Origin of the sequence: Chelativorans sp. (assembly GCF_031180965.1) — a bacterium.
In the GTDB taxonomy this organism is placed as follows: Bacteria; Pseudomonadota; Alphaproteobacteria; order Rhizobiales; family Rhizobiaceae; genus Chelativorans.
This window is the reverse complement of the sequence record NZ_JAPSLH010000002.1, coordinates 66,607-81,136: the sequence shown is the minus strand read 5'-3', so window position 1 is coordinate 81,136 and position 14,530 is coordinate 66,607. Positions and strand designations below refer to the sequence as shown.

The 14,530-nt window shown below is 63.5% G+C and carries 16 protein-coding genes; 9 read left to right on the top strand and 7 right to left on the bottom strand.

Annotated features, from left to right (window positions below; translation table 11 throughout):
* Positions 1–162: 162 nt before the first annotated feature.
* From RIN79_RS01850 to RIN79_RS01835, 4 genes are all read right to left on the bottom strand, one after another.
* The gene (locus RIN79_RS01850) at positions 163–555 is read right to left on the bottom strand and encodes a VOC family protein (protein ID WP_309082910.1); all 393 of its coding nucleotides are present in this window, start codon (positions 553–555) and stop codon (positions 163–165) included.
* A 25-nt stretch (positions 556–580) separates the two neighbouring features.
* Positions 581–1,294 (bottom strand): FadR/GntR family transcriptional regulator, encoded by a 714-nt coding sequence (locus tag RIN79_RS01845; RefSeq protein ID WP_309082909.1) that lies wholly within the window; start codon positions 1,292–1,294, stop codon positions 581–583.
* Positions 1,295–1,394: 100 nt separating this feature from the next.
* On the bottom strand, positions 1,395–2,489 hold the full coding sequence (locus tag RIN79_RS01840; RefSeq protein WP_309082908.1) for a Gfo/Idh/MocA family oxidoreductase: 1,095 nt from the start codon (positions 2,487–2,489) through the stop codon (positions 1,395–1,397).
* A 4-nt stretch (positions 2,490–2,493) separates the two neighbouring features.
* Complete coding sequence (locus RIN79_RS01835; protein ID WP_309082907.1) at positions 2,494–3,513, bottom strand: Gfo/Idh/MocA family oxidoreductase; 1,020 nt, start codon at positions 3,511–3,513, stop codon at positions 2,494–2,496.
* Positions 3,514–3,859: 346 nt separating this feature from the next.
* Here RIN79_RS01835 and RIN79_RS01830 point away from each other — a divergent pair, with 346 nt between their 5' ends.
* Genes RIN79_RS01830 through RIN79_RS01815 form a run of 4 tightly spaced genes read left to right on the top strand, consistent with a single transcriptional unit; the run spans position 3,860 to position 8,365 of the window.
* Positions 3,860–5,134 (top strand): ABC transporter substrate-binding protein, encoded by a 1,275-nt coding sequence (locus tag RIN79_RS01830; RefSeq protein ID WP_309082906.1) that lies wholly within the window; start codon positions 3,860–3,862, stop codon positions 5,132–5,134.
* Positions 5,135–5,153: 19 nt separating this feature from the next.
* Positions 5,154–6,152 (top strand): carbohydrate ABC transporter permease, encoded by a 999-nt coding sequence (locus tag RIN79_RS01825; protein ID WP_375165854.1) that lies wholly within the window; start codon positions 5,154–5,156, stop codon positions 6,150–6,152.
* Positions 6,145–7,233, top strand: coding sequence for a carbohydrate ABC transporter permease (locus tag RIN79_RS01820; RefSeq protein ID WP_309082905.1), 1,089 nt, complete (start codon positions 6,145–6,147; stop codon positions 7,231–7,233). The genes RIN79_RS01825 and RIN79_RS01820 overlap by 8 nt, the downstream gene beginning before the upstream one ends.
* A gap of 7 nt (positions 7,234–7,240) precedes the next feature.
* Positions 7,241–8,365, top strand: a complete 1,125-nt coding sequence (locus RIN79_RS01815; RefSeq protein ID WP_309082904.1) for a sn-glycerol-3-phosphate ABC transporter ATP-binding protein UgpC — start codon at positions 7,241–7,243, stop codon at positions 8,363–8,365.
* Positions 8,366–8,399: 34 nt separating this feature from the next.
* On the opposite strand, the gene RIN79_RS01810 is transcribed toward RIN79_RS01815, so the two are convergent.
* Positions 8,400–9,368 (bottom strand): Tim44 domain-containing protein, encoded by a 969-nt coding sequence (locus RIN79_RS01810; protein WP_309082903.1) that lies wholly within the window; start codon positions 9,366–9,368, stop codon positions 8,400–8,402.
* A 127-nt stretch (positions 9,369–9,495) separates the two neighbouring features.
* On the opposite strand from RIN79_RS01810, the gene RIN79_RS01805 reads away from it, so the two are divergent.
* The 5 genes from RIN79_RS01805 to RIN79_RS01785 all read left to right on the top strand — a co-directional run bounded on the left by RIN79_RS01805 (position 9,496) and on the right by RIN79_RS01785 (position 12,110).
* Positions 9,496–9,723 (top strand): hypothetical protein, encoded by a 228-nt coding sequence (locus tag RIN79_RS01805; protein WP_309082902.1) that lies wholly within the window; start codon positions 9,496–9,498, stop codon positions 9,721–9,723.
* Positions 9,724–9,872: 149 nt separating this feature from the next.
* Positions 9,873–10,220: a GFA family protein gene (locus tag RIN79_RS01800; RefSeq protein ID WP_309082901.1), complete on the top strand. Its 348-nt coding sequence runs from the start codon at positions 9,873–9,875 to the stop codon at positions 10,218–10,220.
* 45 nt (positions 10,221–10,265) lie between these two features.
* On the top strand, positions 10,266–10,973 hold the full coding sequence (locus tag RIN79_RS01795) for a hypothetical protein (RefSeq protein WP_309082900.1): 708 nt from the start codon (positions 10,266–10,268) through the stop codon (positions 10,971–10,973).
* Positions 10,970–11,563: a hypothetical protein gene (locus RIN79_RS01790; RefSeq protein WP_309082899.1), complete on the top strand. Its 594-nt coding sequence runs from the start codon at positions 10,970–10,972 to the stop codon at positions 11,561–11,563. The genes RIN79_RS01795 and RIN79_RS01790 overlap by 4 nt, the downstream gene beginning before the upstream one ends.
* Before the next feature lies 1 nt (position 11,564).
* Positions 11,565–12,110, top strand: a complete 546-nt coding sequence (locus RIN79_RS01785; RefSeq protein ID WP_309082898.1) for a hypothetical protein — start codon at positions 11,565–11,567, stop codon at positions 12,108–12,110.
* Here the strand turns inward: RIN79_RS01785 and RIN79_RS01780 are convergent.
* Both RIN79_RS01780 and RIN79_RS01775 read right to left on the bottom strand, forming a co-directional pair.
* The gene (locus tag RIN79_RS01780) at positions 12,100–13,350 is read right to left on the bottom strand and encodes a hypothetical protein (RefSeq protein ID WP_309082897.1); all 1,251 of its coding nucleotides are present in this window, start codon (positions 13,348–13,350) and stop codon (positions 12,100–12,102) included. The genes RIN79_RS01785 and RIN79_RS01780 overlap by 11 nt on opposite strands.
* Before the next feature lie 246 nt (positions 13,351–13,596).
* Positions 13,597–14,526 carry a 2-dehydro-3-deoxygalactonokinase gene (locus RIN79_RS01775; protein ID WP_309082896.1) on the bottom strand — a complete coding sequence of 310 codons (930 nt, stop codon included), beginning with the start codon at positions 14,524–14,526 and terminating at the stop codon, positions 13,597–13,599.
* Positions 14,527–14,530 lie beyond the last annotated feature (4 nt).

The following is a 14,530-nucleotide window of genomic DNA, read 5'->3' as shown; positions in this document are numbered from 1 at the left end:
TCCTCTTAGATGTTTCCGGAGGACAGTGCGACGGGCGGCCGCCGCTGGAAATGCGAACATGGTTGGCTTCCGGCGCGGGCCGGCAACAGATCGTCGGCGGCGGCGGCACTATGTCGGAGGAGGCACCCGTCGGGTGAAGCAGGAGCCATCCTGATCCAGATATCAATGCTCGGTCAGTTCGATGAGCAGGCGATCGGGATCCCGGCAGAAGGCGACCTTGTGTACGATGTCGGAGTTGTAGGCGAGCCGCGGCCGCTCGACCATCTCCACGCCGGCGGCCTCCAGCCGGCGATAGGTGTCGTCCACGCTGTCGAAGCAGAAGGTCAGATGCCGGACGCCGGCGCGGCCGACGGCCACATCCTCGGCGAGCAGGGCGCCGGTCGCCGGGCTGACAAGTTCAAGCATGCAGTTGCCCGCGCTCAGGAAGGCGACCTCGTCGCCATCGCGCCCGGGCCGGCGGACGACGAGCTCCATGCCAAGGAGGTCGACGTAGAAGGCGAGGCTCCGGTCGATGTTGCGCACCGTCATGCCCACGTGTTCGAAGCCCTTCAGCACAAAGCGCCTCCCTACGTTTGGGCCGCTACTTTACGTCGGATGCGAAGCGGCCGCGTTCGTCTGCCTGAAGCAGCTCATTTATAACGTTCGCTATGTGGTGCGCCATCGCCTTTTGCGCCGCCTCGGGATTGCGCATCCTGAGCGCCGCAACGACCGCGTGGTGGTCGCCGATCCATAGCGGCCGGACGCTCTCGGCATGGATATGCTCATGCAGCTTCTTCCACATGCGCGAAGCGTCGCGCTGCGCCCAAAGCGCCTCGACCATGGAGAAGATGATTGCATTGCCGGTCATCCCAGCAATGGTCATGTGGAAGTCGCGGTCGCCCTTTTCGCTGAGAAGCGGCGCATCCTTCTCCTGCTGCATACGTGCGATGCATTCCTCCAGTTCCATGATGTCGTAATTCGTGGCGCGCTGGGCGGCGAGATAGGCGGCGCCGGATTCCACGGCGAGCCGCGCCTCCAGCAATTCGAAAGGGCCGGGGCCGATATCGGTGTCGATGGCGTCGAAGCCGATCTGGCTGAAGCGGGTGGGCAGGACGATGATGCCGGCGCGTCCGCGCACCTCCACGATGCCGCGCATCTCCAGTGCGATGACCGCTTCGCGGACGACCGTGCGGCTTACCTGAAGCTCTTCGGCGAGCTCCCGCTCGGAGGGCAGGCGCCAGTCCGGCTTGCCGGAATTTTCCTCGATCATGCGGGCGATCCGGCGCGCGACGATCTGGTACAGCCTTTTGGACACCAGGATGCGGGTCCTGCGTTGAGCCTTCTCCAAACTGGTCTCCGTTCCCCGAATGAACGATCCCGAAGCATTGAGGCTCGGGAGCGGCTTGGCGAGGATACTACGCGCTCTTTGTGGCCGCCATGTCCGGCGCCGGCAGCCAAGAGCGGTAAAGGGGATGATCGGGCCTGATGGGCAGCGGCGTCGGCCGGCCGGTTCGGTCCGAGTGATAGGCCGCCGTCACGAGTTCGAGGGAGTTGCGGGCATCCTGCAGGGTCACCGGCGGCTCGGTGCCGTTCCGGATCGCCTGGTGGAAAAGCTCGAATTGGCGCGTATATCCGTCTTCCGTCGGCACATACTCGGAAAGCGCCTTGTCTATCCGCTCCTGGTGCTCCGGATCGCCGGCGACGAAGGTCCAGGGATCGCGGCCCATGGTGTAGGGCTCAAGGATGCTCTCGGCCACGAGCTTCTCGAAGCAGAAGCGCAGGCGCGAGATTTCCTTGCGCGAGCCGAGCGTCATCGACAGCGATGCTAGGGAGCCGTTCTGCATGCGTACGGCAAGCGCCATCGTGTCCTCGACCTCGATCTTATTGACCAGCGTGGCGCCAAAGGCGAAGACCTCGGCGCAGGGACCATGGACATAGTTCAACATGTCGTGCGCGTGGATGGCGTGGCCGAGCAGCCCGCCGCCCAGCTCCGTCGCCCATTTGCCGCGCCAGGGCACTTCGTAATAGGCGGGGCCGCGCCACCAATGGGTCTCGATCGTGGTCATAAAAGGCCGGCCGGCAAGGCCCCGCTCAATCAGCAGCTTCAGCTTCTGCAGCCCGGCCCCGTAGCGGTATTGAAAGATGGGCATGAGCTTGCGGTCGCTGCGGGCGACGATCTCGGCCATCGCATCCACATCGGCTAGCGAGCCGAAGAGCGGCTTTTCGCAGATGACGTGCTTGCCCGCCTCGATCCCGCGGCGGCAGAGCTCGAAATGGTTGTGCGGTGGCGTGCAGACATCAATGACGTCGATATCGTCCCGGCTGAACAGGGAATTCGCGTCCTGGGTATATTCGGGGATGCCGAACTCCTCGCAAAGCGCCTTGCCACGGTCCTCGTCGAGCGAGCAGAGCACCGGCACCTCGAAAAGGTCCTTGTTCCAGCCGAAGCCGGCGAGATGACGTTGGGCAATCCCCGCGCCGATCACCGCCACGCGCAATTTGTTGGTCATGATTTCAGCCCTGTGGTTTGGAAGCGATCACGGCAGCCTTGACCTGCGCCTCGAGGGCAAGGCGGCAGACTTCGAACACGTGCTGCTGGGACATAGCCGTTTCCGTGCGGTCGCGCACGTCCCTGGCGAAGGCGGCGAAATATACGAGCGGCTCGCGCGAACAATCCATATAGCGGACACCCGAGCGGTCGGCCAGGAACAGGTGGTCCTTGCCCTCGCGACCGGCTATGTCGATGTATTTTCGAAGCTCGATGTAGCCCTCGGTGCCGAGGATCGTCAGCCGCCCGTCCCCCCAGGTGGGCAGCCCATCCGGCGTGAACCAGTCGACGCGGATGTAGCCCGAAGCCTTGTCGCTGCGTAGCAGGACCTCGCCGAAATCCTCGAATCCGGCCGACTGCGGGGTGGCGAAATTGGCGACCGAACTTGCCACGACTTCGGCGGTTCGCGACCCGGTGTAGAAGAGGAACTGGTCTATCTGGTGCGAGGCGATATCGTTGATGATGCCGCCGAAGGCATCGAACTCGAAGAACCAGTCCGGACGGGTGGATGGCGCCTTGCGATGGGGTCCAAGCCCCACCGTCTGAACTACGCGCCCGATGGCGCCATCGGCCACCAGCTTGCCGGCCATCACGGCGGAGGGGACGCAGTGACGCTCCGAAAAACAGACGGAGAAGATGCGGCCGGTGCGCTCGACTGCCCTCTTCACCTCTTCCAACTGCCCGAACGTGGTGACGCCCGGCTTATCCACCATGACGTCCTTGCCGGCCTGCATGGCCGTGATCGCAATGCCCGCCCGGTCGCGAGGAATGGCGGCGGTACAGATGACGTCGATGGATTCGTCGGCGAAGATGGCGTCGCGGTCGAGAGGCTTGGCGTCCGGATAGGTCTTGCGGAACTGGTCCATGAGGGCCGGCACGGAAGTCTGCGGGCAATAGCCGGCAAATTCCGCCCCTTCCGCCAGAAGGCCGTTCACATGTTCAAATATATGTCCGTGGTCGATGCCCACGGCGGCAAATCTCAACATCCCGAGGTTCCCTCCTCAAAGCGCGCCTCACCGAAGCGATCAAACCCGCGCTAATGGCGTCCGTAGGAATCCGGCCGGTCTTCCGTTCGGTCAGACCAGACCGGAATCATCAAAGTATGTCAAGCCTGCCGATCGTCGTCTCTTTTTGCACTTGGAACCTTGGAGAAGGTCGAACAAACCAACGCTGTCGCTGCCTCTGGTTCTGACCTATTGACTTTCTGGTGCAACACACGGAATCTTCTCTGGTTAGACCAATGCCGATTGGCCGCGTTTTCGGTTTATCGGCAAGGAGGTGGTCGAACGAGGTGCATCGGGCGCCCTGCGGCCCGAGAGGAGGAGAGTGTCCATGAAGTTCGCCGGTATTTTGTCGGGTACCGTGTTCGGGCTTGCGGTCGCTGCGGCGGCCCAGGCGCAAGAGATCACCGTCCAGTGCGACGATCTCGGCTTTGGCTGCAAGGCGATGGCGCCGGTGGTCGAAAGGTTCAACCAGGAGAATCCAGGCAAGACCGTGCGGCTCGAGACCGTCTCCTACCAGACGATCGTGGAGGCGCTGCCGGTGCAGCTTGAATCCGGCGAAGGTCCGGACGTCGCCATCATCACCGATCTAGGCGGCCTTAGCCGCTACTATCTTGATCTTACGTCCTATGTTGATGCCGCGTATTTCGAAAAGGAATTCGGCCGTACGCTGCAATGGCTGCGCGGCAGCGACCCGGCAAGCAAGGCCATCAACGGCATGCCTACATCGCTTACGGTGAACGGCGCCTATGTCAATCTGACGCTGTTCGAGCAGGCCGGCATCCCTGTTCCGCAGGAAGGCGCCACATGGGATGACTGGGCCGAGGCCACGCGAAAGGTGGCGGAGGCGACAAATACCGACTTCCCCATGGAAATGGACCGCTCCGGCCACCGCTTCGCCAGCTTTGCGATCAGCCACGGGGCGGAACTGGTGGATGAGCAGGGGAACCCGGTCGTAGATGACGGCCTGCGGACGGCGATCGAGAGGTTTGTCGAGTGGCACAAGAACGGCACGATGCCGCTCGATCTCTGGGGCGCGGTCGGCGGCGCGACCCATCGCGAGCTCTTCACGGACTTCCTCAATGCGAATGTGGTATTCTATTTCGGAGGCTCCTGGACGCTGAACCAGATGGATACCGAGGTGGGCGACCTGTTCGAGTGGGCGGTTATGCCCGCTCCCTGCGGTCCGTCCTCCTGCACGGTCATGCCCGGCGGCGGAGCGCTGGTCGGCTTCAAGCACACGAAGAACCCCGAACTGGTAGGCGAATTCATCGCCTATGTCGCGCAGCCGGAAAATTATAAGGAGATCATCGCGGCTTCCGTAGAGATTCCCGCCGCCGCCTCGCTCATCGAGGGCGGCGTCGAATATCCCAGCGCGTCGGAGCGCACACAGGAGGCGCTTGCCACCTTCACCAACCAGATCCCAAAGATGGCGCCCGCCGCCTACCGCTTCCAGGGCTGGCGCTTCCAGCGGGCCATGATGAACGCGCTCACCACACGCATCAGTCAGGTCATCAATGACGAGCTGACCGTCGATGCCGCGCTGGAGCGCATCAAGCAGGATGTCGAGCTGGCCATGGGCGCGGCGCAGACCGGCGGCAACTAGCCCGCGCGAGCCAGAGCGCATGAGCGCGGCCACCCGCCTAACCGGAGCGCTCGCCACCCTAGCCGCCTTGCCGGCCAGGGTGGTCGAGCCTCTCATGCACGGGCTGCAGAAGCTCCTCGGCATCAAGCGCATGCCCTGGGTGTTCCTGATCCCCAATCTCACCGCCGTCCTGCTCTTCTCGCTGCTGCCCGTCTTCATAAACATCTTCTATTCGGTGACCGGCAGCGACAGGCTGTTTCCGCTTGACCGGCCATATGTGGGCGCGGCCAATTACGAGACGCTGCTCGACTGTCGCGACTATCTCGACCCGTCCACTTGCTCGCGCGACCTCTTCTGGCGGGCGCTCGGCAACACGCTCCTGTTCGTTCCCGTGCAGGTGGCGGCGATGATCGGGATCGCGCTTCTGACCGCCATCTGCCTGAACCGTGACATCCGGGGCAGGGGATTCTTCCGCGGCATCTTCTTCTTCCCGGTGATGCTGTCGCCGGTGGTCGTAGCACTCACCTGGCAGTGGATCCTGCAGCGCAACGGCGCGCTCAACGGGCTGCTCACCGCCATCGGGCTGGAGCCCATCAATTGGCTGGTGCTTCCGGACGCCGCCTTCTTCTGGTCGGTCTTCGTGACGGTGTGGGCGCATATGGGCTTCTTCACCATCATCCTGCTCGCCGGGCTGCAATCCATCCCGCGCGACGTCTACGAGGCGGCGAAGATGGATGCGGCGAGCCCCTGGCGCGTCTTCACGCGCATCACGCTTCCGATGCTCAAGCCGACGCTTCTGGTGGTCTTCATCCTCTGCGTGATCCGTTCCGTGCAGACCTTCGACGAGCTTTATGTTCTGACGGGCGGGGGGCCGGGCTCGGCGACCATTCTGATCGTGCAGTTCATCTACGAGACCGGCTTTGCCATCCAGCCGCGCAATTTCGGGCTTGCGGCCGCCGCCTCGCTGCTGCTCGGCATGGTCCTCCTCATCTTCACGCTTGTTCAACTGCGGGTGGCGCGGGGGCGGAGCTATGGCTGAGCTCGCGGCCCGCGGAGGGCACGGGTCCGTCCTGCGATTCCTCACCCGCCGCCGCGGCAGGATCCGGGCGGACTGGTCCGACTGGGCAACCTACATCTACCTGTTCCTCGGCGTCGCCATCATGTTCGCGCCGGTGCTGTGGGTGGCGCTCTCCTCGTTCAAGACGCCTGCCAATCTGGCGGAGTTTCCGCCCACTTTCCTCCCCTACGCCACCGAGACGGTGACGGTGGAGGGATATGACGAGCCTTTGCCCCTTTTCGAGGTCAGAACGGAAGACGGCGGGACACGGCTGCTGGCGCAGGTGCGCCGGGTGGGACTGAGAGCCCAAATGATCGACCCCGCCGACCCGGAGGCCGGCAGGATTGTGGTGCAGGTGGCGGATGCGGAGCCGGTGCGGCGCGTTCTCTTCACCTTCGGAAACTATGCGCGGCTCTTGTCGACCTCCGGGTCGGAACTATGGCTGTTCGTCTACAACTCCCTCTTCATCACCGTCGCGGCGACCATCATCACCCTCATCATGAACTCCATGGCGGCCTTCGCGCTCTCAAAATACCGCTTCAGGGGAAACACGGTTGCCCTGGTGGCCATCCTGATGACGCTGATGATCCCGCCGACCGTTGTGCTCGTGCCCACCTATCTCATCGTGGCTCAGTTCGGGCTGGTCGGGAATCTGTGGGGCGTCATCCTGCCAACCGTCGCCACGCCCACCGGCGTCTTCCTGCTCCGGCAGTATATGCTCACCATCCCGGACGAACTGATCGAGGCGGCGCGCATGGACCACGCCAGCGAGTGGCGCATCTACTGGCGCGTCGTGCTGCCGCTCTCCGCGCCCGCTCTGGCCGTGGTGGCGATCTTCTCCATTCTTTCGCGCTGGAACGATTTTCTGCTCCCCCTCGTCGTCCTCAACCGGCGTGAGGTCTACACGCTGCAGCTGGCGCTCGCCTCCTTCCAGGACGAGAACCAGATCCATTACGACCAGCTCCTGGCCATGACCACGCTGACCGCGCTGCCGCTGGCCTTCGCCTTCATCTTCCTGCAGCGGTATATCGCCAGCGGCATCGCCTCGACCGGCATCAAGTAGAGACCAAATGGCAGATCTCGTTCTGGAAAAACTCAGGAAATCCTTCGGTGCGGTGGAGGTCATACCGAGCCTCGACCTGCAGATTGAGGACGGCGAATTCGTCGTATTCGTCGGGCCGTCGGGCTGCGGCAAGTCCACGCTGCTCCGGCTCATCGCTGGCCTTGAGGAGGCGACGTCCGGCGACATCCGCATTGCCGGCCAAAGCGTCGTTTCCGTGCCCGCGGCGGACCGCGGCGTTGCCATGGTCTTCCAGTCCTATGCTCTCTACCCGCATATGACCGTGCGCGAGAACCTCTCCTTTGGGCTCGAAAACATCCGCATGTCCAGGGAGGAGATCGCACGCCGGGTCGAAGCGGCGGCGAAAATGCTGCAGATCGAGGAACTTTTGGAACGCCGGCCGAAGCAGCTCTCAGGCGGGCAGCGCCAGCGCGTCGCCATCGGCCGTGCCATCACGCGCGACCCCAAGATTTTCCTGTTCGACGAGCCGCTTTCCAATCTCGACGCCGAATTGCGCGTTCTGATGCGGGTGGAGATCACCAACCTGCATGAGCGGCTCGGCAACACGATGATCTATGTCACGCATGACCAGATCGAGGCCATGACCATGGCCGACAAGATCGTGGTGCTGCGCAAGGGCGTGATCGAACAGGTGGGTGCGCCGCTGGAGCTTTATAACCGCCCCTGCAATATGTTCGTGGCGGGTTTTATCGGTTCGCCGCGCATGAATTTCGTGTCCGGCGCCATTGCCGAGGCGACGGAAGCGGGAATCACCTTCCAAGCCCCGCATCTGCCTCCACTGGGGGTGCCCGCAATGGCCGGCAAGGTACGCGCCGGAGAGCAGGTGACGCTCGGCATCCGCCCAGAGCATTTCGTCCTTTCGAATGACGGGAACGGGTGGCCGCTGCAAATAACGATCGCGGAGCAGCACGGCGCCAACAGCTATCTCCATTGCACGACGCCGGGCGGCGCGCCGATCCTCATTCATGAAGCCGGCCAAAGCAGGATCGGGCGGGGCGATGTCCTCTTCGCTCAGCCGCGCATGGACCAGCTACACCTTTTCGATGCCGAAGGTCGGCGCATCGAACTGGGCGAGAGCGAGGCTGATGGGCGGCTTGGCGCAGGGCTGCCGTAGGCTGGCCGTGCCGCGGTGAAGGGCGGCAAGATGCCTAGGCTTGCTGGATGGCGGAGAGCTTCCAGTCACCGCCGTTGTGTCGCGTGAAGGTCCATACTTCAGTCGTCTCCGTCGGCCGATCGGCATCACCCTCAACGATCCTGCCGCTGACCCGTTCGAGCGTGACGTCGCGTGACGAATAGCGCATGGCCGCCGTGGCATAGTCGGTGTCGCCCTCGCGCCAGCTTTCAGAAATGTCTGCCTGCAGGAGCTTCACGTCAGAGACATCGTTCTTCAGCCCGTTTTTCGCGTTCTCGGCGAGTTCTTCCGAAAGGTACGACACCATCTCCGGCGTTGTCAGCCGGCGCAGGGCGGCGTGGTCCTCGCGTCCGAAGGCTTCCTGGACTTCCGTCAGCCGGCGCTCGAACGTATCGAGATCGTGCTGCGTCAGCCCGATCTCGTCGGCGCCCGGACGGAGGATACTTTCCGGCCGGGTGGAGGAGCCGGGGTATGGGTTGGTGACGCCGCCCGCACCGTAGCCGAAGCCGCCGGCATCGCGGGAATGGCCCGCGAGTGCGGGCGCGGGAGTCCGCGCCGGCTGCGTCCTGAACATCTTGAGAAGCAGCAGTACTGCACCCCCGATCAGAAGCAGCTGAAGCAGAAGGCCGAACATGCCGGCCAGCCCGCCAAATCCGTGGCCGAGCAGCAGCCCGATCAAGCCGCCCAGCATCAGACCGCGCAGCATAGAGCCGCCGAATCCGTTCATGAAGCCAGGACGCTGCGCTGCCGGTTGCGCTTGGCGAGCCGCGTTGCTCTGACCTGTGCTCGGTGTCATCGAGCGCTCAACCGGGGCGGTCGGCTGCGGCGCCGTCCTGGTCGGCGGCGCTGCCTGGAAGGTGCGCATCCCGCGGCTGCCGAAGCTGCCACCGCGACGTGCCTCGGCATAGTCGATGGCAACAAGGGAAAATGCCAGGAACAATCCGGAGAAAAGAACTGCTAATCGGGTTTTCCCGGATATCGCCATGGGATTTCCTCGTCGTGAACGGTTGCACTCATATAGGGGCGGATGATCGCGGTGTCAGGGGGTACATGAGTCTGCAGGAACTTTGCGGCGCCTCTGCTGGTTGTGCCGATCAAACGGAGGATGCGCTATGCCAGAGAACAAACACCCTGAAGATCCCGCCGAGGGATCGCGCGAAGTCATCGACCGCCAGCTGAAGCGCTCCGAGAAAAAGGAGGGCCCGGAAGCCGATGCCGAAGGCCAAAGCGAGAAGCGGCACAAAGGCGGAAGCAATGACGGTGTCTCCAGCGCGAACCCGAAGGTGCTTTCGGGCAAGGAAGACGGGGACGCCACCTTCCCGATCCGCCGAGACAAGTAGGGCGGAGACGAAGGCCGCCAAAGCCATCTGAGGGCAGTAGACCCAAGCTGCCACCCGTCAGCATATGAAAGAATGCTTCTCGCCTGTCGGAAAGCCTGCTCTTCTTTCGTCCTCCGCTCATGCAGCGTGGGACGACAGAGGAGAAGGGAATGCTTTACAAAGGCGGATGTCACTGCGGGAAGGTCTCAATCGAGGTGGAGGGCGATCTTGAGGTCGCGGTCTCCTGCAACTGTTCGATATGTTCGAAAAAGGGCGCCTTGCTCTGGGCTGTGCCGCGCGACAAGATGACGGTCGCGGCAGAGACGGAGCCCAGCAGCTATCTCTTCCACAGAAAAGCAATCGCGCACCGCTTCTGCCCAAATTGCGGGATGCATGTCTATGCCGAGGACGCCGCAGAAGGCGGGGAGCGCACAGCCTATATCAACATCCGATGTCTTGAGGCCGTCGAGATTCAAAAGGTGCCGGTGATCGAGTTCGACGGCCGAGCCGCGCTCTAGGGCGGTGCCCGCCATTTTCTTTGCACCACCCGGAGGGCGGTGATAATGACCGCCGCATGGTGGTCGGGAAATTGTTCCGAAAAGCTATCAGGCGCCGCCGGCACACGGAGCGCTCGGATCGGTGCGCTACATGCGCTTTCCTGCCGCGCCAAGAGGGAAGTCGTGGGGAAGCAGCCGTTTAGCCTCAAACAGCGGATCTACGCGCTGCTCATCGCCGGGCTGGGCGGAACCACCGCAGCTGCGGTCTCGTTCGCGATGTCGGTCTATGAAGCCGCAAATCCAGATCCGATCCCGGTACTATCGGCGAACGAAACGGTAGACACCGGACGCTGGTTGGTGACAATCCGCGACGCCCGGATCGGCGACATTCCTCCCACAGGCACGAAGCCGTTCGAGCCGAAGCGGTTCCTCATGGTGGAAATGGACCTCGACAACCGCTCGGCAGGAACAAGCAACGCGTTCCAGGAGCTGGTCGCCATTGCGGAGCCGGCTGTCGAGGGTCTGCCCAGACCGACCTACTATCTGGCGCGCGACCGGTGGATTGCCGGAGGCATCAACCCGAATATGTCCGAGCGTGTGATCGCCACCTGGGAGTGGCCCCGCGACAAGCCGCTTCCCAGTGAGGTGCGTCTGACCGTGGCCGGCCAAATCTACAAGCCCCGGGATAATCTCTATGGCTCCCCCGGCTGGTTCCGCAACGGCACGGCGGCCGTGGTTGTCATGCCGGTCGGCCGGAAGGAACCGCTATTATGAGCCGAGTCCTTGGGATGGCCCTGGCGCTGGTGCTCGCAGCGGCGGCGCTCTATGGCATGCAGCACTCGACGCCGGGCTATGGCGACATCACGTCCCCGATCGCGATAGATGGGAAGGCCGGCGAGCGCGTCGAGGAGGACACATTCGCTTTTGGCGTGGCGAGGGCGCATCTTGCGCGCAGCCTGAGGACGGAAAACTTCGGCAAGGTGAAGGAGTACACCACGTCGGGAGTGTGGCTTTTGGTGGAAGGCGCAGGGGTGGCGAAGGTGGAGAGCTTGACACTCACCTCCGCTGAATGGCTCGGGCCCACCGGTATCCGCTATGCGCTCAGCCAGAGATTCTCGAACCAGCCCGGATATCTTGTGAACGAGCGCCTCGATCCGGGCCTGCCCACCCCCCTCCTTCTCGCTTTCGAGGTGCCGGAAAAGGAGGTAGCCGGCGGCCGGCTCCTGCTCGCCCGATCCGCTCTGATCCCTCTCGACGAGCAACTGCGGATCGACATAGCCGGCGTCCTGCCAAACTCCGTGTCGCCCTCCCTCACCATCCTGCGCAGCGAAGGCGACATCCGTTGGGCAATAAGGCGTGAGTGAGATGCCCTCCAAAACGGTAAGCGAAAGACGCGCGTATTGGGGCAGCATGGCAGCGCTCGGGTTGGTGCTCCCGGCTGCCGTTCTGGCCCATTCCTGGGGGAGTCTTGCCGAATGGTACGATCGGCACGGCCGTGAGCCCATCCTGGTCGAAGGCGGTGTATCGCCGATCTATGCGGGCGCCGCGTGGCGGCTCGTGTATCTGAAAAGACTGCCGGGGCCGTCTGCGAAGGCAGCGGTGGTGCTGGCCGAATTCGAGGCTCGGGTCGGGAAAGACACGGCAAGCATGGCGGGCATGTGCCGGATCCGCCTCACCGATGCCGATGGGCGGCTTTGGGCGCCGACATTTACGCTCGAGCCCATCGCGCGGAAAGCATATCCCGGGATCGAAGAACGGCCGCTTTGCGGCGGCCCGGCATTTGCCGAAGCCGGGCCCGGCGGCAAGGTTGACATGGTCGCCACATTCCTCGTCCCGCATGATGCCGTCGACCTGGCTTTGCTGATCGGCCTTGCCGAGGCCGAGCCGGACACTCTCCTGCTCAAACCATAGCAGGCGCGGCGCCCCGACGCGCGACGGCATGCTCGAGCATCCCCGCAAGTAGCGCGACGCGCAGGGCGTCGAGCAAGATGCCGCCGTCGAGGTCGCTCGGGCTGCCGATGAATACGCCGGCGACACCGAAGATCGCTTGCCAGGTTACCAGATCCTGAGGCGCCAGCATGCGCGTGAGTGCATACCAGGCCCAAGCGCCCATCCAGCCGATCAGACGATACGCGACGATGAAGGAAAGCAGCGTGACGAGCCCCGACCCGAGTGTCAGCTTGAGGCAGATCCATACGGGGCGATAGCGGGCGCGGTAGCCCGAGACGAAATGGTCAGTAAAATCCGCCAGCCATTTTCGCAAAGTTCCGGCGGGGGATGCTGCGGGAACAGACTGACGGCCCGCTCCAGAAAGCTCGTAGCCGTTGATGATAGCGGCCATCACCAGCCATACGATTGGCAGCAGGGCGTAGAAGAAGAGGCTCTGCATCTGGGCAGGCCAGTCGGGCGGCTGGAACTCGACCGGGGTAAAACTCTCGGCTGCATGGGCAACGCTCACCAGCAATGCGCCGCCGGACGCGCCTGCCGAATCGAGCAATTCGCCCGCCCCCAACCATGTGATGAATGCGTCCTTCCAGATGCTCAGGCCATAGAGGCCGATGAAGATCCAACTCGCATCCGCCGCCACCACCAGCAGACGCCAATAGGGCGAGCGGCTCCGCTTGTTCATGCGCTTTGCCAGCCAGCGAATGGCCCAGCAGGCGGCGATGGACAGGAGCAACCCCCGCGAAGTCAGGAGATCGAGAAACCGCGCTTCCTCGCCGAACTGCACCTGGTCGAGGGCAAGCCGGGAATATTCCCGTACCGTGTCGCCGAGAAAGCCCCAGGCAGCGTAATAGGCAAAAAAGGGCAGAATGGCCGCGGCGGTAATGGCGAGCATGCGCCCGCCACGCGCCGATGCGTGCTTAGTCTGCACCGAGGGCTCCGGCTGCGACAGAGAGGCGAGCGCCGGCAAGCCCGGCCGCATGACCAGGAACAACATCACCACGACGGCCAGCTTAACGAGCACCACCAGCGACAGGATCACCATGCCGCCCAGTGGGTGCACCAGCCCGACCGTGGCCGCGGCGCGCAACAGGAGGTCCCGAAGCAGATAGCCGACGGCGCCGACCAGCAGGAGTTGCGGCCAGAAGCGCACAAGCAAGCGGCCGGTCAGGAGAAACGGGCCAACAACGGACTCGATCGATGCCATGCCGGCGTTTTAGCGGCTGCCGCAAGCGGAAGCAATTTAAGGCGGGCGGGGCTAGATAGTCGGGGTGCATTGCCAGTTGCGGCGCTGCTGCCGAGGTTGTCAGACGCGGCAAGCCTGTTGACCGAGCCGACCGTGCCAGCCAGTGGCGGCTTCACTCAAGGCAAAAGGCTGCGCCATCGTAGATCAGCCTCCGCCGCACCCCCGGGTAAGCGATGTGTATTTCACGCCGGTGGTCTGATCATCGATTCAGAGCTTGGCGGCGATCTCCAGCGCGCCGCGAATGGCTGCGTCGTCCTCGCCGCGGAACGCCGAAAGACCGAAAAGCGGTGCTATGCGCACATAACGCTCGTTCAGGCCGTCGTTGCCGACTATTCCGATCTGGTCGCCCGAGGCGAACCAGCCTCGCTGGCGGGCCTGGGCGAACTCGTGCGCGATAACCAGCCCCGACACATAGTCGCGAATCTCCTCCGGCCTGAGCTTGCCTACGAGCATGCCGGTACGGGCCGAGAATAGATCGGAGAGAAGCATGGGAGACCGGCTCTCCGCCGCCAGCCGCGCGCCACGATCAAAAGCGTTCCAGTCCGGCTGGCCCTCTACTACTGCCCCCGCGCTTCTGGCGACAAACGAGTGCCTGGTGAGAAGTGCATAGAGTTCTCCGGTGACGAAGGTCTGGAAGGAGCCGATGGCTCCGTCCGAAACCCGCGCCCACTTGCTGTGAGTGCCGGGCAATACGATCGTAATGTCCTCTGTGAGCCCAAAGCCCACGATCTGCGTTTCCTCGCCGCGCATGACATCCGGGAAAGGCGATGCGGTCGGGTCTGTTAGGCCGGGCAAAAAGATCAGGTTCGAGCCATTGGGTAGTGTCCGCCTTGTCGCCCCGTTCGCTAGTGCCTGGGTATTGGCCGGGCAGGGCACATAGGGCACCTCCACCCAGCCGTTGCGACTCGTCACCATCCCCAGGGCGATGACCGGAATCTTTCCGGCCCGTTTCAGCCAACCGCCCACCGCCTCCATCAGGCAGTCTTCGAACCTGCCGTCCTTGATGAACTGGATGCCGCCGCTCTCGGTCTCCTTTTCCGCCAGAACGGAGCCGTCGCGCGTGACTAGATAAGCGCGCAGTGAGGTGGTTCCCCAATCGACAACGATCGCGTGAGCATTCTCCTCGGATTTCATCATCGGC

What these genes read in the sequence shown, in the direction of transcription:
- RIN79_RS01840 (WP_309082908.1), bottom strand. Translation starts at nt 2,489, where the DNA reads ATGACCAACAAATTGCGCGTGGCGGTGATCGGCGCGGGGATTGCCCAA.
- RIN79_RS01835 (WP_309082907.1), bottom strand. Translation starts at nt 3,513, where the DNA reads ATGTTGAGATTTGCCGCCGTGGGCATCGACCACGGACATATATTTGAA.
- RIN79_RS01830 (WP_309082906.1), top strand. Translation starts at nt 3,860, where the DNA reads ATGAAGTTCGCCGGTATTTTGTCGGGTACCGTGTTCGGGCTTGCGGTC.
- RIN79_RS01825 (WP_375165854.1), top strand. Translation starts at nt 5,154, where the DNA reads ATGAGCGCGGCCACCCGCCTAACCGGAGCGCTCGCCACCCTAGCCGCC.
- RIN79_RS01820 (WP_309082905.1), top strand. Translation starts at nt 6,145, where the DNA reads ATGGCTGAGCTCGCGGCCCGCGGAGGGCACGGGTCCGTCCTGCGATTC.
- RIN79_RS01815 (WP_309082904.1), top strand. Translation starts at nt 7,241, where the DNA reads ATGGCAGATCTCGTTCTGGAAAAACTCAGGAAATCCTTCGGTGCGGTG.
- RIN79_RS01810 (WP_309082903.1), bottom strand. Translation starts at nt 9,368, where the DNA reads ATGGCGATATCCGGGAAAACCCGATTAGCAGTTCTTTTCTCCGGATTG.
- RIN79_RS01805 (WP_309082902.1), top strand. Translation starts at nt 9,496, where the DNA reads ATGCCAGAGAACAAACACCCTGAAGATCCCGCCGAGGGATCGCGCGAA.
- RIN79_RS01800 (WP_309082901.1), top strand. Translation starts at nt 9,873, where the DNA reads ATGCTTTACAAAGGCGGATGTCACTGCGGGAAGGTCTCAATCGAGGTG.
- RIN79_RS01795 (WP_309082900.1), top strand. Translation starts at nt 10,266, where the DNA reads ATGACCGCCGCATGGTGGTCGGGAAATTGTTCCGAAAAGCTATCAGGC.
- RIN79_RS01790 (WP_309082899.1), top strand. Translation starts at nt 10,970, where the DNA reads ATGAGCCGAGTCCTTGGGATGGCCCTGGCGCTGGTGCTCGCAGCGGCG.
- RIN79_RS01785 (WP_309082898.1), top strand. Translation starts at nt 11,565, where the DNA reads ATGCCCTCCAAAACGGTAAGCGAAAGACGCGCGTATTGGGGCAGCATG.
- RIN79_RS01780 (WP_309082897.1), bottom strand. Translation starts at nt 13,350, where the DNA reads ATGGCATCGATCGAGTCCGTTGTTGGCCCGTTTCTCCTGACCGGCCGC.
- RIN79_RS01775 (WP_309082896.1), bottom strand. Translation starts at nt 14,526, where the DNA reads ATGATGAAATCCGAGGAGAATGCTCACGCGATCGTTGTCGATTGGGGA.